General features: G+C 49.6%; 18 protein-coding genes. 5 read left to right on the forward strand and 13 right to left on the reverse strand.

Translation table 11 applies throughout. From position 1 onward, the window contains the following. Nucleotides 1–877: 877 nt before the first annotated feature. From thrC to atpD, 13 genes are all read right to left on the reverse strand, one after another. Nucleotides 878–2191 carry a threonine synthase gene (gene thrC / locus DWX33_RS21000; protein WP_057326382.1) on the reverse strand — a complete coding sequence of 438 codons (1314 nt, stop codon included), beginning with the start codon at nucleotides 2189–2191 and terminating at the stop codon, nucleotides 878–880. 3 nt (nucleotides 2192–2194) lie between these two features. Further along, nucleotides 2195–3403: a cofactor-independent phosphoglycerate mutase gene (locus tag DWX33_RS21005; RefSeq protein ID WP_005861778.1), complete on the reverse strand. Its 1209-nt coding sequence runs from the start codon at nucleotides 3401–3403 to the stop codon at nucleotides 2195–2197. Nucleotides 3404–3405: 2 nt separating this feature from the next. Continuing rightward, complete coding sequence (gene thrA / locus DWX33_RS21010; protein ID WP_057329079.1) at nucleotides 3406–5847, reverse strand: bifunctional aspartate kinase/homoserine dehydrogenase I; 2442 nt, start codon at nucleotides 5845–5847, stop codon at nucleotides 3406–3408. 282 nt (nucleotides 5848–6129) lie between these two features. Continuing rightward, nucleotides 6130–7095 (reverse strand): DMT family transporter, encoded by a 966-nt coding sequence (locus tag DWX33_RS21015; protein WP_022192903.1) that lies wholly within the window; start codon nucleotides 7093–7095, stop codon nucleotides 6130–6132. Nucleotides 7096–7250: 155 nt separating this feature from the next. Beyond that, on the reverse strand, nucleotides 7251–8114 hold the full coding sequence (locus DWX33_RS21020; protein ID WP_122380995.1) for a F0F1 ATP synthase subunit gamma: 864 nt from the start codon (nucleotides 8112–8114) through the stop codon (nucleotides 7251–7253). Further along, nucleotides 8102–9679 carry a F0F1 ATP synthase subunit alpha gene (gene atpA, locus DWX33_RS21025; RefSeq protein ID WP_005865921.1) on the reverse strand — a complete coding sequence of 526 codons (1578 nt, stop codon included), beginning with the start codon at nucleotides 9677–9679 and terminating at the stop codon, nucleotides 8102–8104. Before atpA ends, DWX33_RS21020 begins: the two co-directional genes overlap by 13 nt. 12 nt (nucleotides 9680–9691) lie before the next feature. Beyond that, a complete protein-coding gene (locus DWX33_RS21030) occupies nucleotides 9692–10234 on the reverse strand; it encodes a F0F1 ATP synthase subunit delta (RefSeq protein ID WP_005865923.1) in 543 nt (180 codons plus the stop codon). A gap of 3 nt (nucleotides 10235–10237) precedes the next feature. Continuing rightward, nucleotides 10238–10738, reverse strand: coding sequence for a F0F1 ATP synthase subunit B (gene atpF / locus DWX33_RS21035; protein ID WP_005861790.1), 501 nt, complete (start codon nucleotides 10736–10738; stop codon nucleotides 10238–10240). 14 nt (nucleotides 10739–10752) lie between these two features. After that, a complete protein-coding gene (gene atpE / locus DWX33_RS21040) occupies nucleotides 10753–11007 on the reverse strand; it encodes an ATP synthase F0 subunit C (RefSeq protein ID WP_005861792.1) in 255 nt (84 codons plus the stop codon). A 62-nt stretch (nucleotides 11008–11069) separates the two neighbouring features. After that, a complete protein-coding gene (gene atpB, locus DWX33_RS21045) occupies nucleotides 11070–12119 on the reverse strand; it encodes a F0F1 ATP synthase subunit A (RefSeq protein ID WP_122380996.1) in 1050 nt (349 codons plus the stop codon). After that, nucleotides 12097–12528, reverse strand: a complete 432-nt coding sequence (locus tag DWX33_RS21050; RefSeq protein ID WP_008774073.1) for a hypothetical protein — start codon at nucleotides 12526–12528, stop codon at nucleotides 12097–12099. The genes atpB and DWX33_RS21050 overlap by 23 nt, the downstream gene beginning before the upstream one ends. Before the next feature lie 12 nt (nucleotides 12529–12540). Next, the gene (gene atpC, locus DWX33_RS21055; protein ID WP_005861798.1) at nucleotides 12541–12774 is read right to left on the reverse strand and encodes an ATP synthase F1 subunit epsilon; all 234 of its coding nucleotides are present in this window, start codon (nucleotides 12772–12774) and stop codon (nucleotides 12541–12543) included. A gap of 5 nt (nucleotides 12775–12779) precedes the next feature. Continuing rightward, the gene (gene atpD / locus DWX33_RS21060) at nucleotides 12780–14297 is read right to left on the reverse strand and encodes a F0F1 ATP synthase subunit beta (RefSeq protein WP_005861799.1); all 1518 of its coding nucleotides are present in this window, start codon (nucleotides 14295–14297) and stop codon (nucleotides 12780–12782) included. A gap of 377 nt (nucleotides 14298–14674) precedes the next feature. Between atpD and DWX33_RS21065 the strand changes: the two genes are divergently transcribed. From DWX33_RS21065 to DWX33_RS21085, 5 genes are all read left to right on the forward strand, one after another. Next, nucleotides 14675–15406 (forward strand): copper homeostasis protein CutC, encoded by a 732-nt coding sequence (locus DWX33_RS21065; protein WP_005861801.1) that lies wholly within the window; start codon nucleotides 14675–14677, stop codon nucleotides 15404–15406. A 167-nt stretch (nucleotides 15407–15573) separates the two neighbouring features. Then, nucleotides 15574–15954, forward strand: coding sequence for a hypothetical protein (locus DWX33_RS21070; protein WP_044544721.1), 381 nt, complete (start codon nucleotides 15574–15576; stop codon nucleotides 15952–15954). A gap of 90 nt (nucleotides 15955–16044) precedes the next feature. Then, on the forward strand, nucleotides 16045–17208 hold the full coding sequence (locus tag DWX33_RS21075) for an efflux RND transporter periplasmic adaptor subunit (protein ID WP_057326394.1): 1164 nt from the start codon (nucleotides 16045–16047) through the stop codon (nucleotides 17206–17208). Nucleotides 17209–17213: 5 nt separating this feature from the next. Beyond that, nucleotides 17214–20372: an efflux RND transporter permease subunit gene (locus tag DWX33_RS21080; RefSeq protein ID WP_121772730.1), complete on the forward strand. Its 3159-nt coding sequence runs from the start codon at nucleotides 17214–17216 to the stop codon at nucleotides 20370–20372. Beyond that, nucleotides 20362–21804 carry an efflux transporter outer membrane subunit gene (locus DWX33_RS21085; RefSeq protein WP_121961645.1) on the forward strand — a complete coding sequence of 481 codons (1443 nt, stop codon included), beginning with the start codon at nucleotides 20362–20364 and terminating at the stop codon, nucleotides 21802–21804. The genes DWX33_RS21080 and DWX33_RS21085 overlap by 11 nt, the downstream gene beginning before the upstream one ends. The last annotated feature ends 64 nt before the right edge of the window (nucleotides 21805–21868 follow it).

Here is a 21868-nt window from a genome sequence, read left to right on the forward strand (position 1 = left end):
ACCGCTTTTTAACACGATAAGCGTCGCTTTTTAACGAATATATACGTATCAACCTACACATATGGCTGTATCAACTCACATATATAGCAGTGTCAACCCACACATATAGTCGCGTCAAGCTACACATATAGTGGCGTAAGCCTACACATATATAGGCATCGGCCCTCAGATGCGGTAGCGTTGGGCATTATTACCGCCTTACGACCGTAAAACATGAACTAGGGTGAATTATTTCGGCTGGAACGAAAGGCCGTTTTTTAGCAAACAGCTATCAAACAGGGAATTGCTGTTTTTTTCTCTCGAATTTGGAAGCGAGACGCACTTGGGTACGGAATAATCGATTCTCCGGGACTTCAGATTACAAGTTGTCAAAAAGACAAATGGGCCACTTGTATCTATAGTTCCTCTGCCATTTCCCGATAACCATCGGGGGAGAGACGGTTAATGTATATTAAGACTGTCACTCATCTTTTCATCAAGATGGATGAAAATCTCGGTGGATGTGCTTTCTATGTTGACGATATTAAAATACGTAAGAACTGCACTTGGTAGTACTTTCTGAGCTAATGTATAAAGTTTATTCGTTTCCATAGAGCAAAGGTAGAGATTTTAAATAGATGAAAATAATTATCCCCACCAATTATCGACTGATCCTATAAAAACTCTATTTCTCCAATAATTATACATTTGGCTTATAATTAATCGAATTTAACAACATGACTTTTCGGAAGAAAAGCTTGCTTACGGAATTTCTTTTTGAAATTCTCGCCTGTTTTTGTATGTCCTAGGTGATAAAAATGGAAGGTGTGGCAAATATCGATAATATCAATTTGCTACACCTTCCATTTTATATCAATTACGAAAACTATTCTTCTTTTTACCGGCTCATCAAGAAAGATTTGAATCCCTCGAAATCTTTTGCCAGCTCGATGCTTTGCTTGGTTCCTTCCATGAAGGCTTTCAGTTTCGCCGGGATCTCGATATCTGCCTCCAATATCTTATCGACCGTTCCTTTGAATTTGGCGGGATGGGCGGTCTCGAGGAATAGACCCGTCTCGGTCTCGCTTAGGTCGCTGTCTAGTAATCCTTGGTAGCCACAGGCTCCGTGCGGGTCGAGGATATATCCCGTCTCTTTATAGACGGCTCGCATCGTAGAGGCGATTTCCTCGTCCGTATAGCGATGTCCGGAGATCAGTGCGCATATTTCTTTATGAGGATCATTGAATGCGCCGAATAGGTCGATGATACGGGCGAAATTACTCGGATCGCCTACATCCATGGCGTTCGCTAGGGTGGCGACTGATGGGCGGGGTGTATAAGTTCCTGTATTCAGGTATTCCAAGAATACGTCGTTACGGTTGTTTGCCGCTACGAAACGTTTGATAGGGAGCCCCATCCAATAGGCGAACAATCCGGCGGTGATGTTTCCGAAATTACCGCTCGGCACGCAAACGACCAGCTCGTCCGCTTTTCCCTGCTTGTCCAGCTGAGCGTAAGCGTTGAAATAGTAGAACGATTGGGGCAAGAAACGGGCTACGTTGATGGAGTTCGCCGAGGTCAGTTTCATATGACGGTTTAATTCCTCGTCCATAAAGGCGGATTTAACCAGCGCTTGGCAATCGTCGAACGTGCCGTCTATCTCCAATGCCGTGATGTTCTGTCCTAATGTCGTGAACTGGCATTCCTGTATCGGGCTGACCTTTCCCTTGGGATAAAGCACATACACGTGAATGCCCGGAACGCCTAGGAATCCGTTGGCGACGGCGCTTCCCGTATCGCCGGAAGTAGCTACCAATACGTTTACTTGTTTCAATCCCTCTTTCTTTATGAAATAACCGAGTAGACGAGCCATGAAGCGCCCTCCTACATCCTTAAAGGCCAATGTAGGCCCGTGAAATAACTCTAAGCTATAGATATTATCCTTTACGGGTACCACCGGGGTCTCGAAGGAGAGCGTATCTTTTACGATACCGTCCAATACCTTCGGCTCGATGTCTTCCCCGAAGAACATCTGAGCTACCGTGCAGGCGATCTCGTGGAAGGACTGGTTCTTCATGTTGGCTATCACCTCCTCGTCCAAGGAGTCGATATACTCGGGCATATATAATCCCTTATCGCCGGCCAGACCTTTTACGACGGCCTCTTCTAGGCTGGCTACAGGGGCTTGTTTGTTTGTGCTGTAATATTTCATGCTCTAATCGTTTAGAAATTCTTTTATAAATTGATCTTTTTCCAGTATGCCATATTTGCCGTTTGATACGGAGAACTCATCAAATGTGGTAACGGAGTCGGGTTGCTCGCCCGGCTTGTAAATCAGGAATGGAACCGGGGTATTCGTATGCGTACGTATGGAGCAAGGAGTGGGGTGGTCCGGAAGGATAGCGATTGCTACCGGCTCGTCCCATTTTTGCGTTTCCTCGTAGATGATACGTACGGCACGGTTGTCCAGATACTCTATCGTCTTGATCTTTAGGTCTACGTCTCCTTCATGCCCGGCCTCGTCGCTTGCCTCGATATGCAGGTAGACGAAGTCGTTTGTCTTGAGGGCCTCAAGGGCGGCGTGCGCTTTTCCCTCGTAGTTCGTGTCGTATAATCCGGTAGCTCCCTCTACGTGAAGCACCTCGAGGCCGGCGTAAACGCCGATTCCCCGGATGAGATCGACGGCGGAGATCACGGAACCTTTCCCGAAGCCGTACATCTCCCGCATCGTTCGCATGGCCGGACGGTAGCCCGGAGACCAAGGCCAGATACTGTTCGCCGGATCTTTCCCCGCTGCCATACGTTTGAGGTTCACCGGGTGATCCTTTAAGATCTCTTGGGACTTGAGGATTAATTCGTTTAATAAATCGGCGGTCTCTCGTGCTTCCGGAACTTCCGGTTTTATCATTAAAGGCCGGAAAGGATGGAGGGGTACGTCGTGTGGTGGCGTGCAATCCAGACGCTTATCGCCTCCTTTGATTACCAATAGGTGGCGGTAGGAGACACCCGTATAGAACTTGACACGGTCGGAGCCTAATCGCTCGTTCAGGCATTGGATCAACTCGTCCGCTTCCTCCGTGGAGATATGGCCGGAAGAGTGATTCTTCAAGATGTCGCCTTCTACGCAGATTAAGTTACAACGCATCGCCATCTCGCCGGGTTGCAGGGCGACGCCTATACTGGCGGCTTCCAATACACCCCGTCCCTCGTATACGGAGGGCAGGTCATAGCCTAATACCGCCATGTTCGCGACCTCGCTACCGGGATGGAAACCATCCGCTACGGTTTTCATCTGCCCGGTTACTCCCAGTTCCGCCAATTTATCCATATAAGGAGTCTTGGCGTATTGCATCGGGGTCTTGCCTCCCAGAGCCTCTATCGGCTCGTCGGCCATTCCATCGCCTAAAATGATAATGTGCTTCATACCTATCGAATATTAGCAATGGATATGATGTCGGCGAATACGCCAGCGGCTGTCACGTCGGCTCCGGCACCATATCCCTTGATGATCATTGGATATTCATGATATCTCTCGGTGGAGATCATGATAATATTGTTGCTGCCCTCCAGTTCATAGAACGGATGGTGGCTGTCTACGGCTTGTAGGCCTACCTCGCAAGCGCCGTTCTCCATCTTCGCCACGAAACGGAAGCGTTTGCCTTCCGCTTCCAGTAGCTGGCGTTTCTCCTCGAAACCGGCATCTGTATCCTTGATATTCTTCCAGAAGTCCTCAAGGGAACCCTCGAAGTACTTTTCCGGGATGAACAGGTTCCGTTTTACGTCGGCTTGCTCCACCGGATAACCGGCCTCACGGGCCAAGATAACCAGCTTACGGATTACGTCTTTGCCGCTAAGGTCGATACGTGGGTCCGGCTCGGCGTATCCGGCTTCCTTTGCCATATGGATCGCCTCGCTGAAAGGAATATCGGCGCTGATCGTATTAAAGATATAATTCAGCGTACCGGAAAGTACGGCCTCCAGTTTCAATATATGGTCGCCGCTATTGATCAAGTCGTTCATCGTATTGATGATCGGGAGGCCGGCGCCTACGTTCGTCTCGAACAAGAACTTGATGTCTCGGTGGCGGGCGGTCTCCTTGAGCTTGGTATAATTATCGTAGGAGGAGGAGGCCGCTTCTTTATTAGCCGCCACGACGGATACGTTATTGTTCATCAACGTCTCGTAAAGAGCCGCCACGTCCGGGCTTGCCGTGCAATCCACGAATACGGAGTTGAAGATATTCATCTTTACGATCTCTTCGCACAGATGCTCCGGGTTGCTCTCTTCCCCGTTCTCCTTCAGCTCCTCCAGATAATTGTCGAGGTTGATCCCTTCCCGGCATAAAAGGGCTTTCTTGGAGTTTGAGATACCTACAACATTCAGCTTCAAACCGTTTTGCCGCATCAGTTTCGGTTGCTGGATGCGTATCTGTTCCAATAAATTGCCGCCTACGGTTCCTACACCGGCGATGAAAAGGTTCAATACCTTATATTCGGATAGGAAAAAAGAGTCATGAATGGAGTTCAACGCCTTGCGAAGGTATTTATGCTTGATAACGAAAGAGATATTCGTCTCGGAAGCGCCTTGGGCGCAAGCGATCACGCTGATGCCCGCACGTCCCAGCGTACCGAACAGCTTCCCGGCGATACCCGGGGTACGTTTCATGTTCTCGCCTACAATAGCGACGGTAGCCAGATCCTTCTCCGCTACGGTATCGTTCATATCACCCTGCGCACGTTCCAAGGCGAACTCGTCGTTCAATACTTGTACGGCCAAATCAGCGTCGGCGTTACGTACGGCGAAAGTCGTATTATTCTCGGAGCTGGCCTGCGATACCATAAATACGCTGATGCCATTCTTGGCGAGCGTCTTAAAGATCCGGTAGTTCACGCCGATCACGCCCACCATACCTAAACCTTGTACCGTGATCAAACAGGTATCGTTGATGGAGGAGATACCCTTGATGATGGCCTTGCCTTCCTCTTTCACCCGCTCTTTCGAGATATAGGTTCCGGGAGCGGTCGGGTTGAAGGTATTCAAGATACGGATCGGGATATTCTTATGATAAACCGGATAGATCGTCGGCGGATAGATTACTTTCGCCCCGAAGTTACACAACTCCATCGCCTCCGTGAAAGTAAGCCGGTCGATTACGTAGGCGGAGCTGATCACACGGGGATCGGCGGTCATGAAACCATCCACGTCCGTCCAGATCTCCAAGGTGTTAGCATCTAAGGCGGTCGCCAAGATGGAGGCGGTATAATCCGATCCCCCTCGTCCGAGGTTCGTAACCTCTCCGGTTTCCGTGCTGGAAGATATGAATCCGGGCACCAAGGAAACCTTGGGCAGCGGCGAGAAGGTCTCTTTTATGAGCTTGTTGGTCAAGTCGAAATCCACGATATGCTTGTTGAATTGCTTGACTGTCTTGATATATTTGCGTGAGTCGAACAACTTAGCGTCCTTGATCACGTTCGAGACGATCAAGGAAGATAGGCGCTCGCCATAACTTACGATCGTATCGGATGTCTTGGCGGATAAATCGTTAATCAAATAAACACCTTTGAAAATATTGCTCAATTCATCCAGTAAAGCCATCACTTTCTTCTGGACATCTATGCGTACCTCCTTGTCCTCTATCACTCCCTCGATCACGTCCAGATGGCGGGCGATGATCTCCGATAATTCTTTCTCGTAGGCAAGGTCGCCTTTAGAAGCCATGGTAGAAGTGGCCAGTAATTTATCGGTGATGCCCCCTAAGGCGGAGACAACCACGATTACGGGCTCTTCGATAGCCTCTACTATTTTCTTTACACTTAAGATACTATTCACGGAACCTACGGATGTTCCGCCGAATTTTAATACTTTCATCGATATGTATTTTTAATGGTTCATCGAGGATTGACAATCAAGAAAAGGCTTTTTCATGATTAGCAACCGACAATAACCGATTGATTAAACTTATTTATGTAAAAGGAGAAATAAAAAAGGATGCAATACGAGATTGCGACATAGCGTGACGTGGTCTACGCGAATGCTTATTAATAGATTCTAACCCCCCAAGGGGTCATCAATGCCCATGTATAATATGAGGACTCTACACTCATCATTGATTTTGTATGCTACTTATTCTTTTATATTATGGGGGCAATATTACGCATTATTTTTCATATTGCAAGCGTTTTTGCTAAAAGATTGACTATTTTGTTGTTCAAGGTCCGCCCGGCTCTTGCTTTGGGTCACTAAATAGACGCCGGAGAAAACAAGTGCGGCCGATACTAGTTTCGTTACGCTAAAACTATCCTGACCGATGAATACGGCGATAAAGGAAGCTACGATCGGTTGGATATAATTGTACATGCTGACGGTAGTCGGGCGGATTCGCTTTAAGGCCAGCGGTATTAATAAATAGGGTATGAACGTGGCCCCGAATAATACGAAGAAAATGGCTCCCAGCTCTTGGCCGTCGAAGACCTCTTTATGGAAAGCCGGGGTATTCCAGATGGACTCGATAGCGAAAGGCAGGGTAATCAGCGTGGAGAACAGGAACATCCATTTCATCATCGTGACGGATGAGTACTTGAGTGTTAGTGGCTTGGATACTACCAAATAGATCGAGTACATGAATCCGCTAACCGTAATCAAGAGGTTTCCCCCTAGACTGCTCGCTTGATTGGAACCTTGCGTGGATTGTAGTATTAAGGAGATCGCCCCGCATATACCAAGCAGTACCCCGAACGTTTTCATCCGTGTGATAGGTTCCTTTAGGATCAGGGCCGCCAAGATCATGACAAAGATGGGGACGGCGGTCGCTATGATGGAAGCGTCTACTGGCGACGTGGTATTCAATCCCCAGATAAACAGCCCTTGGTTTAAGCCTACTCCGCAAAGGGCGCAAAGGCATAGAAGTCCCAAGTCCTTCAACGGCACTTTCTCATAGGGAACGAATAGGGAGGTGATCCAGAACATCACGCAAGCGAAGCTCATCCGCATACTGGTTAACGCCTCGGGTTGCACATGCTCGGGGAGTAGATATTTGGATACGGGCATATTAATGGCGAACAGGATGTTGGCCGCTAAAATAAGGAGATGCCCTTTTAGCTTTTCTTGATTCATCATGAGTACGATCCTAGATTGGTATAATATAATGTATATAGGCTTATGTTTTGGTGAGCAAAGGTCTTACTTTTTTTTGTAAATAAGAAATGATCCGTTAGTAAAGTGTTTTACATACGGATCATTGTCTGTTTAGTCAAGGATGCATCCCGTTTTTATTACGATGAAACGGCCGCTCCTCCCATGATATCCAGCAATTCGTTGGTGATGGCTTGCTGGCGGGTTTTATTATATTGCAAAGTTAATTGTTGGATTAAATCGTTCGCGTTGTCGTTGGCGGTCTGCATAGCCATCATACGGGCGGCGTGCTCGGCGGTCGAGGTGTCGAGTAGGATCGTATAGATGGTTAGGTTCAGCAATTTCGGGAAAAGCCGGTTACGCAACTCTTCCGCCGAGGGCTCAAGGATGTAGTCGGTGGCCGTTTCCGCCGCTTCCGTATCCGAGAGGGAAAGGGGAAGATACGTCTTGTGGGTTACGACTTGTGTCGCCATGTTCTTGAAATGGTGATACAGTAATTCCACCCGGTCCGCTTTACCCGTGACGAACAGCTCCATGAGACGGTTCGCCAAGGATACGGCGCTTTCATAAGACGGCTTTTCGCCGATCGTGACGAAATCAGTGTCGAAGCTATACCCCGCTTTATGAAGCTCATCCGCTATTTTCTTGCCGATAGGGTAGAGGCCTACCTCTATTTGCTGGTTCTTATAAGTCTGGATCGTGGCGGATAACTCTTTCCATATATTGGCATTGAATGTCCCGCATAAACCCGTGCTCGAGGCGAATACGGCGATAGCCACCTTGCTCACCTTACGCTGTTCGGTGTAAGGTGAGTCTAGGTCGCATTCCGCCGAAAGAAGACCGTTTAAGATAGCGGATAGTTTATTAGCATATGTAAGTGTATGCTCGGTTTGCGTCTGGGCATGATGAAGCTTGGCCGACGATACCATTTTCATGGCGGCGGTGATCTTCTGCGTGCTCCGTATAGAGGCGATCCTGACTTTTATTTCTTTCAATGAACCCATAGCTCCTTCGCTGTTTTTTCCAATATGCCTCGTATCTCATCATTGATAACGCCGGTCTTTAAGACATCCAGTACGTCCCGTTGATGAGAGGTCCGTAATTCTTGCAAGAACCTTGCCTCGAACTCATGCACCTTGTCCAATGGAACCTCTTTCAGTAGACCTTGCGTTCCGCAATAAAGGATCGAGATTTGCTCTTCCACCGGCATCGGGCTATATTGAGGCTGTATCAGTAACTGGGTATTCTTCTGCCCCTTATCGATCGTGAAAGCGGTGACGGCATCCATCTCGCCCCCGAACTTGGAAAATGATTCCAATTCACGGAACTGAGCCTGATCGATTTTCAAGGTACCCGCTACCTTTTTCATCGCCTTTAATTGTGCGTTACCGCCTACACGGGAAACGGAGATTCCGACATTGATAGCCGGGCGGTTCCCTTGGTTGAATAAATCGGTCTCAAGGAATATCTGTCCGTCGGTGATAGAGATCACGTTGGTCGGGATATAAGCCGATACGTCTCCCGCCTGAGTCTCGATGATCGGTAAAGCGGTCAAGGAGCCACCGCCTTTCACCTTGTCTCTCATGCTTTCGGGGAGATCGTTCATCTCACGGGCTACCTCCGGCTGGTTGATGATCTTGGCGGCACGTTCCAATAGGCGGGAGTGCAGGTAAAAGATATCACCCGGGTACGCCTCACGCCCGGAAGGGCGGCGAAGGATTAAGGAAACCTCACGGTAGGCGACCGCTTGCTTGGACAGATCGTCGTAGACCACCAAGGCGTGTCGTCCGCTATCCCGGAAGTACTCTCCGATGGCCGCTCCGGCGAACGGGGCGAAATATTGCATGGCTGCCGGGTCGGAGGCGGTCGCGCTTACGACAATCGTATAGTCCATGGCGCCTTTCTCTTGCAAGGTGTTCACCAAGGCCGCTACCGTGGAACCCTTTTGCCCGATCGCCACGTAAATACAGTAAACCGGGTTCCCTGCCTCGTAGTTGCTACGTTGGTTGATGATGGTATCGATAGCGATCGAGGTCTTTCCCGTCTGCCGGTCGCCGATGATCAACTCACGTTGCCCCCTTCCGATAGGGATCATAGCGTCTACGGCCTTGATACCGGTTTGCAAAGGCTCGTTTACCGGCTGACGGAAGATCACGCCCGGAGCCTTGCGCTCAAGCGGCATCTCGCAAGTCTCGCCAAGGATCTCGCCTTTCCCGTCGATCGGGTTTCCCAACGGGTCGATCACACGCCCGATCATCCCCTCGCTGACATCGATAGAGGCGATGCGGCCCGTGCGTTTTACGGTGTCGCCCTCCTTGATTCGGTCGGTCGGACCTAAAAGGACGGCGCCTACATTATCTTCCTCCAAGTTCATCACGATCGCTTCCATCCCGTTATCGAATTGAAGCAACTCGTTCGCCTCCGCATTATCCAGCCCGTAGATGCGGGCCACGCCGTCACTCACCTGCAATACGGTCCCGACCTCCTCCAGCTTGATGCTGGTATGGATTCCTTCCAATTGCTGGCGCAGGATGGAGGAGACTTCACTCACTTTTATCTGTTCTGTCATACTTCTTCTTTTTTATCTGTTTTCGAGTAGCCCGGTACGGATATCCCGTAGTTGCGTCGCATAGCTAGCGTCTATCCGGTAATTGCCGATGCGTAGGCGGAAGCCCCCGATTAGTTCCGGTTCCACATGGCCGGAGAACTCGATCGTGCATCCCGTCTCTTTCCGCAGCTTGTCTTGCAGGTGAGACTTGACCGCATCGTCTACCGTTACGGCCGTGTCGAATCGTACCCGGGTAATCTTCTTCTCTTTCCGGTACAAATGGATATAAATGTATGCGATGAAGGGCAGTAACGTCTCCCGTTTATGGGCTAATACCAGATTGATAAAACGTGTATATAGCTCGCATACCTCGATACCTCCCGCCGCCGTAAGCAATTTCACTTTCTCCGGTACGGAAACGATCGGGTTGCTCAAGGCACCCCTAAGCTCCGGCTCCATCGAGAAGCTGTCCGCCAACATCTTCATATCATCATATACCCGGCTTTCCTGTCCCTTGTCTTTCGCTAGGGAGAAAAGCGCCTTGGCATACCGGGAAGAAATAGTTCCTATATCCATACCTTACGATTTACTAAACGATACCTCATCCAGCAGCCGGTCGATCATCTGTTGTTGTTCCTTATCCCGGCCGATTTTCTCTTTCATTACTTTCTCTGCGATAGCGATAGACAGATCCGCTATCTCCGAGCGGACTTCGCGAATAGCTTTCTCTTTTTCTTCGCGGATACGCCGGGTAGCCTCCTCTATCTGCAGATGTGCCTCGGAGACGGCCTTTTTCCGTGCCTCCTCGATGATCCGCTCCTTTTCGGCAAAGGCTTCCTTCAGGACGGCGTTTTGCTTTTCCTTGGCCTCGGCTAGCATCTTCTCGCCCTCGGCTTGGATATGGGCAAGTCGCTCATTCGCCTGACGTGCCGTCTCTAAGGAATTGTCAATGTAAGCTTTCCGTTGTTCGATTGCCTTGACGATCACGGGAAAACCGTATTTGGAAAGGATCACGAAGACAATCCCGAATGAAACGATCATCCAGAATAGAAGCCCTGAATCCGGTGTTAATAAAGACATAGTTTGTTACTTTTTTATTGGAACAACGCTAAGAAACATACGACAATAGCGAACAATGCCACACCTTCTACCAACGCTCCCATAATCAACATCGAGGTACGGATCTCTCCTGCGGCCGACGGCTGGCGTCCAATAGCTTCAACGGCACCTTTACCGATCAATCCGATTCCGATACCTGCACCTATGGCGGCGAATCCCGCTCCTATAGTGGCTCCCATCTTCGCTACGCCCATCCCGGCTGCCGCTTGTAATAAAATAGTCGATAACATAGTGTTTAATTTTAAATTAGTAACCTTAATAATATAATTCTAATACCTTAATTTCTTTGGATTTATTCCCTTACCTTGGCCAATCCGATATAGTTGGCCGACAGCAGGGTGAAAATATAAGCTTGCAAGCAAGCTACTAACAATTCCAGACAGTTCATGAACGCACAGAACAAGACGGATACGATCGTCATACCGAAATTCACGGCTACTCCCATCGTCGCCGTTATGAATATCAAACAGGTTAGCGCCAAGATAATCGTATGGCCCGCCATGATGTTGGCGAACAGACGGATCATCAATGCGAACGGCTTGGTGAATACCCCGAAGAACTCCACGAACGGCATGATCGGCAAGGGCAGTTTCAAGTAGATCGGCGCTTTGGGCCAAAAGATCTCTTTCCAGTACGCTTTCGTGGCGAACAGGTTGACCGCTATAAACGTACAAAGTGCCAATATGCCTGTTACCGCTATATTTCCTGTAATATTAGCGCCTCCCGGGAAAATAGGTATGATTCCGATCAGGTTGTTGATCAAGATAAAGAAAAATACCGTCAGCAAATAGGACGAGAACGGCTTATATTCTTTTCCGATCGCCTCTTTGATCACCCCGTCTTGTATGTAGGAGATGGCCATTTCCATCAATCCGATAAATCCGCCCGGTGCCTCGTTCGGGTGCTTTTTATACCAATGGGCGGTTCGGAGAACGATGAAAAGCAAGAGACCGCAACTGAGGAACAGTCCGCAAACATTCTTGGTCAATGAGAAATCCATCGGGCGAACCTCTTCTCCGGCACTGTTCTTCTCAACAACCTTTCCCGCATGCTCACCTTCCCCGGCGATATAATAATTGTGATGCGTCCGGCCTTGATGTAGATGGGATGACAGGAATAAATCCCATCCTCTTTCCTCGCTTTTTACCAAGATAGGCAGGGGAATCGCAATCCCTTGTCCGTTCCATTCCGTGATATGCCATGTATAGGCGTCTTGAATGTGGGAGAAGACGATATCCTGCACGTCTATCTCGCCGGACGCCGCTTTTGCCGGAGTGAGAAAGCTGAGCCACATCCAGAAAGCGATCCATATGTATTTGTTATCTTTGATTGTACTCATCATCCTTTTCCCTTTTCTCTCTTTTCATTCTTTTCTTTTCAAACAGATATAAAATGTAAGTCTCCAGTCCGAGGTAAATGAAATAGAATAACATCAACGTGAAACCAAATGTCTTTAATTGTTGCCCGACAAACGCCGCGTACATCCATAAGAAGACGAAAGCGAGCGTGAACTTACACAACCGGACTAGCATGTACATGGTTACGGTCACATCTCCGTTTTTCCTTTTTACCCGGTCTAGGAAGAAAGTCATCGCCATGGCCATGACCCAGTAAAAGAAGGGAATGGACGGATACCACGAGAAATAGTGTTCCGGCCAGATGGTATATAATAAACCACCCAATGAAACGCCTATTGCCACGTTGATAAACGTGATCAAACCCATTAACCTCATTTTTAATCTGCCATTCATTGTCGTATGTTTTTATTCGACGCAAACGGATAGGATGTCGTCTTTTACCTCTACGAATCCGCTTTGTATCGTTTGTTCTTGTCTTTTGCCGTTTGCCTCGAACCGGATCGTACCCGCCTTCAACGCTGCTATCAATGGGGCGTGATGAGGCAAGATATCGAATGAACCGGCAACTCCCGGGAATGAGACAGATTCGGTCTCGCCTTCGAAAAGAATGCCGTCCGGTGATACAATTTCCAGTTTCATATCGATTAATTTGCTTGTTCTTTCAGCTGCTTGGCCTTCTCCAAGACATCCTCGATGGTTCCTACGTTTAAGAATGCCTGTTCGGGTATGTCATCCGTTTCCCCGTCCATGATCATCTTGAATCCCCGGATCGTATCCTCTATAGAGACCATGACACCGGGTACGCCAGTGAATTGTTCCGCCACGGAGAAGGGCTGGGACAGAAAACGTTGTACACGGCGGGCCCGGTTGACCGTTAGCCTGTCCTCGTCGGAAAGTTCTTCCATACCGAGGATGGATATGATATCTTGAAGTTCCTTGTTCCGTTGCAGGATTTGTTTTACCCGTTGCGCTGTGTCGTAATGCTCCTTGCCTACGATCAGCGGATCAAGGATGCGGGATGTAGATTCCAGCGGGTCTACGGCCGGATAGATACCGAGTTCCGTGATCTTGCGGCTGAGGACGGTTGTTGCGTCCAAGTGCGTAAAGGTAGTCGCCGGAGCCGGGTCCGTCAAGTCATCGGCAGGAACATACACCGCCTGTACGGAGGTGATGGAGCCCTTCTTGGTTGAAGTGATACGCTCTTGCATAGCTCCCATTTCCGTGGCCAATGTCGGTTGGTAACCTACGGCGGAAGGCATACGCCCCAGCAAGGCGGAAACCTCGGAACCGGCTTGGGTGAAACGGAAGATATTATCGATGAAGAATAATATATCTTTTCTTTCTCCCTCAGAGGCTTTGTCACGGAAGGATTCGGCGATCGTTAAACCGGATAAGGCCACGGACGAGCGGGCGCCCGGCGGTTCGTTCATCTGCCCGAATACCAAGGTAGCTTGCGACTTAGCCAATTCATCGTAATCGATCTTCGACAAGTCCCAGTTACCTGCCTCCATACTCTTCTTAAACTCCTCGCCGTATCGGATGACACCGGATTGGATCATTTCACGCAATAGGTCATTTCCTTCACGTGTACGTTCACCCACACCGGCGAAGACGGAGAATCCGTTGTTTTTCTTTGCGATGTTGTTGATCAATTCCATGATCAATACCGTTTTGCCGACTCCGGCTCCTCCGAAAAGTCCGATCTTGCCTCCTTTGGCGTAAGGTTCCAATAAATCGATTACTTTAATACCCGTGTACAAGACCTCTTGGGTCGTTGTCAGATCCTCGAATTTAGGAGGCTCACGATGGATGGGAAGAGCCCCGTCTTTAGTAAGCTGGGCCATGCCATCGATAGGGTCGCCGGTGACATTCATTAAACGTCCTTTGACTTGGTCGCCGGTCGGCATGGTGATGGGCATTCCGTATGACACGGCCTCCATGCCTCGTCTCAATCCGTCGGTCGTATCCATCGCTACGGTACGGACGGTGTTTTCCCCGATGTGTTGCTGAACTTCGACGATCAAGATCTTTCCGTTCGGGCGGGAAATCTCCATGGCGTCGTGGATACGGGGGAGGGTTACTGTTTCTTCTGTCCCATAATCAAAGTGGATATCCACTACCGGGCCGATAACCTGTGAGATATAGCCTTTTATTTCTCCCATAAAGCCTATTTGTTATTTATCTTAACCTATTAAAATGTCGTTGCAATATTACGTTTTATGGCGTTTCGATCCTTGAAAATAGAACTTTTTGTGTCTTTTTGAGATTAGTTAAACATTAAACTATTTAGCTGTAGTTCCGAAATGGACCAATTTGTTTCTTATTTGGACGAATCAGAAAGCTATAGTCAAATTTCTAAGGCATAGATAGATAAGGAGATACGAATTTGCTGCCTTTTTGATAGTAAAGGTGACAGTTCTGTTTTATTTTGTTAATCCATAATAGGGGTGTTTTTAATGGTATCGGATAGTTATTTGTGGTTCTGTTGAGCAAGTGGTGATATTTATGTAATTTTGTACGTCAACAATACTAAATAAACATGAAACGAATTATTGAGATATGCGCAAACTCCGCCCAGAGCTGTGTGGAGGCGGAGGCGGGAGGCGCTACCCGTGTAGAGCTTTGCGCCGGGATACCCGAAGGGGGAACTACACCTAGTTATGGAGAGATCAAGACGGCGAAGGCTCTGACTTCCAAGATCGATATCAATGTGATTATCCGTCCGAGAGGCGGTGATTTCTTGTATACGGAAGCCGAGGTACAATCCATGCTATTGGATATAGAACTGTGCAAGGAGCTAAAAGTGCATGGCGTCGTTTTCGGCTGTCTTACGAAAGACGGGGATATCGATGTACCCTTGATGCGGCGCTTGATCGAGGCGGCAAAACCTCTGTCCGTAACTTGTCATCGTGCTTTCGATGTTTGCCGGGACCCATTCACTGCGTTGGAGCAGCTAATCGAGTTGGGATGCGACCGTATCTTGACCTCCGGCCAGCAATCGGATGCCGTGAAAGGAATCCCCTTGATCGCCGAGCTGGTGAAACGTGCGGACGGACGGATCATCATCATGCCGGGATGTGGCGTACGTGAGAATAATATCGGGAAAATAGAGGCGGAGACCGGTGCGAAAGAATTTCATACGTCCGCCCGAAGTATCGTATATAGTAAAATGGAATACCGCAATGAGAATGTCCCGATGGGAAGCAGTATCGTCTCCTCCGAATTCGAGACGGTACAAACGGATCGGGAGAAGGTAAAAGCATATATTTAAGTGCTGGTATAGGCGTGAGCCTGTGTCGGTATTGGTGTAGCCCTACGCCTATACCTGCATCGCCTCATGCCTATATCGGCGTGGGGCGATACCAATACTCGTATGCGGGTGAAATGTTTTTTCTTCCCAAAAAGATTGTTTATCTTTGCGCCTCCATTAGATAAAAGATGCTAAATGTAACAGTGAATAATCGTTTTGGGCTTCACCAGCGTATCATGCTTATGATCATGTTGGTGCTGTTACAGTTTTATTCCATTGGAAGCGATTTCTTTCCGGAGAATATTACCACTACCTCGATGGAAATGGTCGATAAAGAGGCACCCGATGTGTTGTTGGATTTTGACGATAACGCCTCCTTGCGAACGGTACGTCAGGAGCAAGTGCAAATTCGAGCCTTGGAGATCGATTTGATATGGGACTTGTTTACGATTCTGGATTTACATGAATTAATTCATTCCTTGGAACTACGGCAATGCGCCAAGCTTCCTTTATTTTATAACCTACACAAAGCACAGAATTTCGTTTGGTTCTGTTCCTATCTGATTTAGTAGAACTTACCTGTTTCTTATTGTTGCGCATGGGGTGATTCGCCTATGTGCTTTTCGTCGTATTCAAATAATTATAAATCTATAAGTTTTATGAGGATAAAATTGTTTTCTAACTATTTACCCTTACTATGCTTAACGGCTTGTGTATGGGTATCTTGTAGCCAAAACCGGGAGAAAAAGTCCGGGAAGAAAGATCATACGCCGGTGATGCGGTTAACCACGACCACGATCGAGGTGCCGCAGTCGTATGTAGCGGATGTACAAGCCGTACAGTTTGTAGAGGTGAAACCTAAAGTGGAAGGATTCGTGGAGGCCGTCCTTGTGGACGAGGGCGAGCACGTGAAGAAAGGGCAGGTGCTTTTCAAGCTTTCCTCGGCGGAATTGTACGAGGAGGTGAAAGAGGCGCAAGCCCATCACAAACAGGCCCAAGCCGAGTTGAAGATGGCGGAGGTAGAGGTAGACCGCATCAAGCGTTTGGTGGAGAAAGATATCATCTCGCCGATCCGTCTGGAGCAGGCGATGGCCGAGGCGGACGTGGCACGCTTGCAGGTGCAACAGGCCAAATCCCGTTTGCAACGTGCGGAGACTAATTTCTCGTACACGACGATCGCGGCTCCTTTCGAGGGATACGTGGACCGCATCCCCTTTAAGGTGGGAAGTTTGGTTACGCCGAGCAGCTTATTGACCTCCTTGACGGACGTATCGGATATGTTCGCTTATTTCAAGATCAACGAGAAGGAGTATCTGGAATATAAACGGACGCAGTTGAGCGGTATCGACCAGCCGGAGTATAATAATCTGGAACTGATCCTTTCCGACCAATCCACCTATCGGTATAAAGGGAAGGTAGAGACCGTGGAGGGCGACTTTGAGCGGGGTACCGGATCGATCGCTTTCCGTGCCCGTTTCGCGAACCCGGAACGTTTGCTGCGACATGGCGTATCCGGTAAGATCCGGATGCTGACCAAGATGGAGAACGTGGTCTTGGTTCCTCAGCAATCCACTTTCGAGATACAGGATTTCACCTATGTATATACGGTAGCGGAAGATGGAAAGGTGAGCGTACGTAGCTTCGAGCCGTTGGCCCGCCACGGTTCTTATTACGTGACACAGGATTTGCCGGACCAGACCGTTATCGTCTACGAGGGTGTCCAGATGATCACGGACGGCATGACTATCAATCCCGATATGGTAGATGGAGCCACGATCCGTCGCCAATTGGAATCGTCTAACGAAATCGAGAATAATAAGTAAGCCCTATGTTTGAAATATTTATCAGACGCCCTATCTTATCGGGCGTGATCTCGGTGGTAATTGTCTTCTTGGGATTGCTGGCGATCAACTCCTTGCCGATCACCCAATTTCCGGATATCGTGCCCCCATCCGTTACCGTTACCGCCCGTTATACCGGAGCGAACGCCGACGTGATGGCGAAAACGGTGGCGACCCCGCTGGAGCGTGCCATCAACGGCGTGCCCGGAATGACCTATATGACCTCTGTTTGTACGAACGACGGTATGTCCTTGACTACGATCTATTTCAAGGTCGGTACCGACCCGGACGTAGCTTCCGTGAATGTGCAGAACCGTGTGACCACCGTGCTGGATGAGCTTCCGGAAGAGGTGATCCGTGCCGGCGTGATCACGGAGAAGGAGGTGAACAGTATGTTGATGTACCTGAACATCATGAGCTCGGATAGTACCCATACGGAGAAATTCGTATATAATTTCGCCGATATCAATATCTTGCGTGAGTTGAAGCGCATCGACGGCGTGGGATTCGTGGAGATCATGGGTAGCCGCGACTATGCGATGCGTGTATGGCTGAACCCAAACCGATTGGCAGCTTATAATATGTCGCCGCAAGAGGTTACGGAGGCGATCCGCTCGCAGAATATCGAGGCGGCGCCGGGTAAGACGGGTATCAGCTCCGACAAGATCCCGCAGCAATTGCAATACGTCTTGCAATATAGCGGTAAGTTCAGCACGCCGGAGGAATATGGCGAGATCGTCTTGAAAGCCCTGCCGGACGGTTCCGTGCTTCGCTTGAAAGACGTGGCTACGATCGAGTTTGATTCCGAGGATTATAATATGATCTCCATGACGGACGGAAAGCCCTCGGCCTCTATCATGATCAAGCAGCGTCCGGGCTCGAACGCCCGTGAGGTGATCCAGCAGATCAAGGCGAAGATGGAGGAATTGAAGGAAACGACGTTTGCCCCGGGTATGGAATATAATATCTCGTACGACGTATCCCGTTTCTTGGACGCTTCCATATCGGTCGTGCTCAAGACCTTGCTGGAGGCGTTTATCTTGGTATTTATCGTGGTGTATCTTTTCTTGCAGGATTTCCGGTCTACGTTGATACCCGCTATCGCCGTTCCGGTATCGTTGATCGGTACGTTCTTCTTTATGCAGATGCTGGGTTTCTCGATCAATATGCTGACTTTGTTTGCCTTGGTGCTCGCTATCGGTATCGTGGTGGATAACGCGATTGTGGTGGTAGAGGCGGTCCACGTGAAGATGCACAATGAGAAGCTGCCCCCGTTGAAGGCGACGAAAAAGGCGATCGGTGAGATCGGAGGGGCGATTATCGCTATTACGCTGGTGATGTCCGCCGTGTTTATCCCGGTCGGTTTCATGGATGGTACGGTGGGTATCTTCTATCGCCAGTTCTCGTTGACGCTTGCCGTGGCGATCGTGATCTCCGGCGTGAACGCCTTGACGTTGTCTCCGGCTCTTTGCGCCTTGTTACTGAAGCCGGTATCTCACTCGAAGAAGCAAAAGAAAAATCTGCTGGCTCGTTTCTTTGATGGGTTCAATAGCCGTTATGATTTCTTGGAGCGTCGTTACCGCTTGAATTTAAGATGGTTCTTGAACCGTCGGATGCTGACGTATGCGACCTTGATCCTTTTCTGTCTGGCCACGTGGGGCATGACGTTCGTGTTGCCTTCCGGCTTTATCCCGAACGAGGACCAAGGTATGATCTATGTGAACGTAGACGCACCTCCCGGAGCTACCTTGGAGCGTTCGGAAGCTGCCTTGAACAAGGTGCAAGCGGCTTTGTTGCCGTTGGAAGAGGTGGAGACGATCTCTACCTTGGCCGGCTATAGCTTGATGACCGAGACGGAGGGTGCCAGCTTCGGTATGGGTATGATTAACCTGACCCCTTGGGATCAACGGGAGCAGACGGCGGCGGAGTTGATGAGTGTGTATGCCGATCGTGTCGCCCATATCAAGGATGCGGACATCCAGTTCTTCCTGCCGCCTACGGTTCCGGGATTCGGTAACGCGAGTGGCTTCGAGCTTCGTTTGCAAGATAAGACCGCCGGTACGTTCGCCGAGCTGGATGAGGTTGCCAAGAACTTCGTGGCGAAGCTGAACGCTGATCCTCGCCTGACCGGTGTCACTTCCGGCTTCAACCCGAATTTCCCGCAATATCTGCTCCGGGTGGATTTGGCGAAGGCGGCTAAGTTGGGCATCAACGTGAACGAGTCCATGGAAACCTTGCAATCCTATGTAGGTAGTTTCTATTCCTCCAACTTCGTCCGTTTCGGCCAGATGTACAAAGTCATGTTGCAAGCGGCGCCGGAGTATCGTATGAATCCGGAGGATTTGTTCAGCCTGTATGCTAAGAATAAGGAGGGGAATATGGTGCCTTACTCTAACTTCATGACGATGGAGCGTGTGTATGGCCCGAGCCAGATTACCCGTTACAACCTGTTTACCTCGGCCATGATTACCGGCGAGGCCGCCCCGGGTGTCAGCTCGGGTGAGGCTTTGGCGGCTGTCGAGGAGATCGCTTCCGAGGTATTGCCCCGTGGTTATGATACCGAATGGTCCGGTGTGGCGAAGGAGGAGAAAGAGTCCGGTGGGCAAACGTTGGTAATTTTCGCTATTTGTTTGGCATTCGTCTATCTGTTGCTTGCCGCCCAATACGAGAGCTTATTGCTTCCGCTTCCGGTCATCCTGTCGCTTCCGGCGGGTGTGTTCGGCTCGTTCTTCTTGCTGTACGTGGTAGGTCTGGAGAATAACATCTATGCGCAGGTGGCGTTGGTGATGTTGATTGGTTTGCTGGGAAAGAACGCGATCTTGATTATCGAGGTGGCGAACCAGTGCCGTAAGGAAGGTATCAGCGTGATGGGAGCCGCTATTCAAGGGGCTACCAGTCGTTTACGCCCGATCTTGATGACCTCCTTCGCTTTTATTAGTGGCTTGATCCCGTTGACGATCGCCTCGGGAGCCGGTGCCTTGGGTAATCGTTCGATCGGTACGGCGGCGGCCGGAGGTATGTTGATCGGTACGTTTGTCGGTATCTTCTTGATCCCGGGGCTTTACGTGATCTTCGAGTCGCTGGCTACTTATTTTAAAAAGAGAAAAGAGAAAGAGCAAATTAAAGAAGACGAGTATGTGTATTGATAAGATGAGATATATAATGATAGGCTGCGCCTTGGCTCTGATTGCTTTGGCCGGTTGTAAGACTCCCGAGCTATCGATGGACGAGCGGATCTCGCTTCCGGAATCCGGCGAGGTGGGAATGAACGACACTACGTTCGTGAAACCGCTGTCGTGGGATGTCTTTTTCCAAGATACCTTATTGCGAGGCTATGTGGATGTGGCTTTACGCAATAACCATTCCTTCCAGCAGAGCATGGAGCGCATCGCCATGAGCCGTGCGGCCTTGCAACGGGCGAAAGGGCTTTTGCTGCCGGACGTGAATTTGAACATCGGAGCCTCCGTGAACCGTTTCGGTGAATATACGATGGATGGTGTGGGGAATAGCGAGACAAACGTGCCTTCTTTGCCAAAGGATAAGCATATACCAGACCCTTACCGGGATTTCGGTTTGAGCTTGAGCTTTCAATGGGAAGCGGATATCTGGGGCAAACTGACCCGGAAGAAGCAGGCCGCCGCCGCTCGCTGGATGGCTTCCGTGGAGGCTACCCGTTTTGCCCAGTCGATGTTGATCTCCGATTTGGCGATTCAATATTATGAGTTGATCGGCTTGGACCGGCGTAAGGAGGTGTTGCGGAACGCGCTGGCCAGTGCCCGTCGTTCCCATGAGCTGACCCGCCAGTTGAAGAAGGAAGGGGCGGAGACGCAGTTGGCGGTCGATCAGTTTTATGCCCGTGTGTTGTCGATCGAGAGTAAATTGCTGGAAAACGATCAGTTGATCGGTGAGAAGGAGCGGGCGATCGCTTGCCTGTTGGGTGTTTTCCCCTTCGAGATTCGCCGGATGGGATTCGATGAGTTGCGTAAGTTGCCGGTTCCCTTGTCGGAAGGGATTCCGGCAAACCTCTTGACATTGCGTCCGGATGTACGTTCCGCCGAGATGGGGCTGATCGCCTCCAAGGCGGATGTGATAGCGGCGAAGGCAGCTTTCTATCCCTCGTTGGTGCTTGGCGCCAGTGGCGGTTTCAATGCGTTTGATGTGGGTAAGTGGTTTCATTCGCCGGCCTCTTTGGTGTACGACTTGGCGGCGGGTATCACGGCTCCTATCTTCCGTCGCAATGAGATCCGTTCGATGTGGAACGAGGCGAAGGCTTCCCAGCGTATCGCTTTATCCCAATACCACGAGACCGCTTTGAACGCTTACACCGAGGTGCTCGATCTCTATTGCGCCAGCCAGACCCAAACGGAGCGTATCCGCTTGAAAGAGAAAGAATCCCTTGCCCACCAACGTTCCGTGGTGAATGCCGGCGAGATGTTCCAATTAAGCTATACCGGTTTCTTGGAGGTTCTTTCCGCCGAGGAGCGTTATCTGGATAGCGAGCTGGAGCATATCGATATCGTCACCGATTTATGCCGGAAGAAGATATTGCTGTACCGGGCGTTGGGAGGCGGTTGTTGAGTTTTATCGTGACGCTATTGTTATTGTACTGCAACCCGCATTGCAGTGTTACTGCACGTGGGTT

It is taken from the genome of Parabacteroides sp. AF19-14, assembly GCF_003635485.1.
Classification (GTDB): Bacteria; Bacteroidota; Bacteroidia; order Bacteroidales; family Tannerellaceae; genus Parabacteroides; species Parabacteroides distasonis.

Bases quoted from the DNA above. Each gene is read 5' to 3' on its own strand.
- thrC (WP_057326382.1), bottom strand. From the start codon at position 2,191: ATGAAATATTACAGCACAAACAAACAAGCCCCTGTAGCCAGCCTAGAA.
- DWX33_RS21005 (WP_005861778.1), bottom strand. From the start codon at position 3,403: ATGAAGCACATTATCATTTTAGGCGATGGAATGGCCGACGAGCCGATA.
- thrA (WP_057329079.1), bottom strand. From the start codon at position 5,847: ATGAAAGTATTAAAATTCGGCGGAACATCCGTAGGTTCCGTGAATAGT.
- DWX33_RS21015 (WP_022192903.1), bottom strand. From the start codon at position 7,095: ATGATGAATCAAGAAAAGCTAAAAGGGCATCTCCTTATTTTAGCGGCC.
- DWX33_RS21020 (WP_122380995.1), bottom strand. From the start codon at position 8,114: ATGGGTTCATTGAAAGAAATAAAAGTCAGGATCGCCTCTATACGGAGC.
- atpA (WP_005865921.1), bottom strand. From the start codon at position 9,679: ATGACAGAACAGATAAAAGTGAGTGAAGTCTCCTCCATCCTGCGCCAG.
- DWX33_RS21030 (WP_005865923.1), bottom strand. From the start codon at position 10,234: ATGGATATAGGAACTATTTCTTCCCGGTATGCCAAGGCGCTTTTCTCC.
- atpF (WP_005861790.1), bottom strand. From the start codon at position 10,738: ATGTCTTTATTAACACCGGATTCAGGGCTTCTATTCTGGATGATCGTT.
- atpE (WP_005861792.1), bottom strand. From the start codon at position 11,007: ATGTTATCGACTATTTTATTACAAGCGGCAGCCGGGATGGGCGTAGCG.
- atpB (WP_122380996.1), bottom strand. From the start codon at position 12,119: ATGATGAGTACAATCAAAGATAACAAATACATATGGATCGCTTTCTGG.
- DWX33_RS21050 (WP_008774073.1), bottom strand. From the start codon at position 12,528: ATGAATGGCAGATTAAAAATGAGGTTAATGGGTTTGATCACGTTTATC.
- atpC (WP_005861798.1), bottom strand. From the start codon at position 12,774: ATGAAACTGGAAATTGTATCACCGGACGGCATTCTTTTCGAAGGCGAG.
- atpD (WP_005861799.1), bottom strand. From the start codon at position 14,297: ATGGGAGAAATAAAAGGCTATATCTCACAGGTTATCGGCCCGGTAGTG.
- DWX33_RS21065 (WP_005861801.1), top strand. From the start codon at position 14,675: ATGAAACGAATTATTGAGATATGCGCAAACTCCGCCCAGAGCTGTGTG.
- DWX33_RS21070 (WP_044544721.1), top strand. From the start codon at position 15,574: ATGCTAAATGTAACAGTGAATAATCGTTTTGGGCTTCACCAGCGTATC.
- DWX33_RS21075 (WP_057326394.1), top strand. From the start codon at position 16,045: ATGAGGATAAAATTGTTTTCTAACTATTTACCCTTACTATGCTTAACG.
- DWX33_RS21080 (WP_121772730.1), top strand. From the start codon at position 17,214: ATGTTTGAAATATTTATCAGACGCCCTATCTTATCGGGCGTGATCTCG.
- DWX33_RS21085 (WP_121961645.1), top strand. From the start codon at position 20,362: ATGTGTATTGATAAGATGAGATATATAATGATAGGCTGCGCCTTGGCT.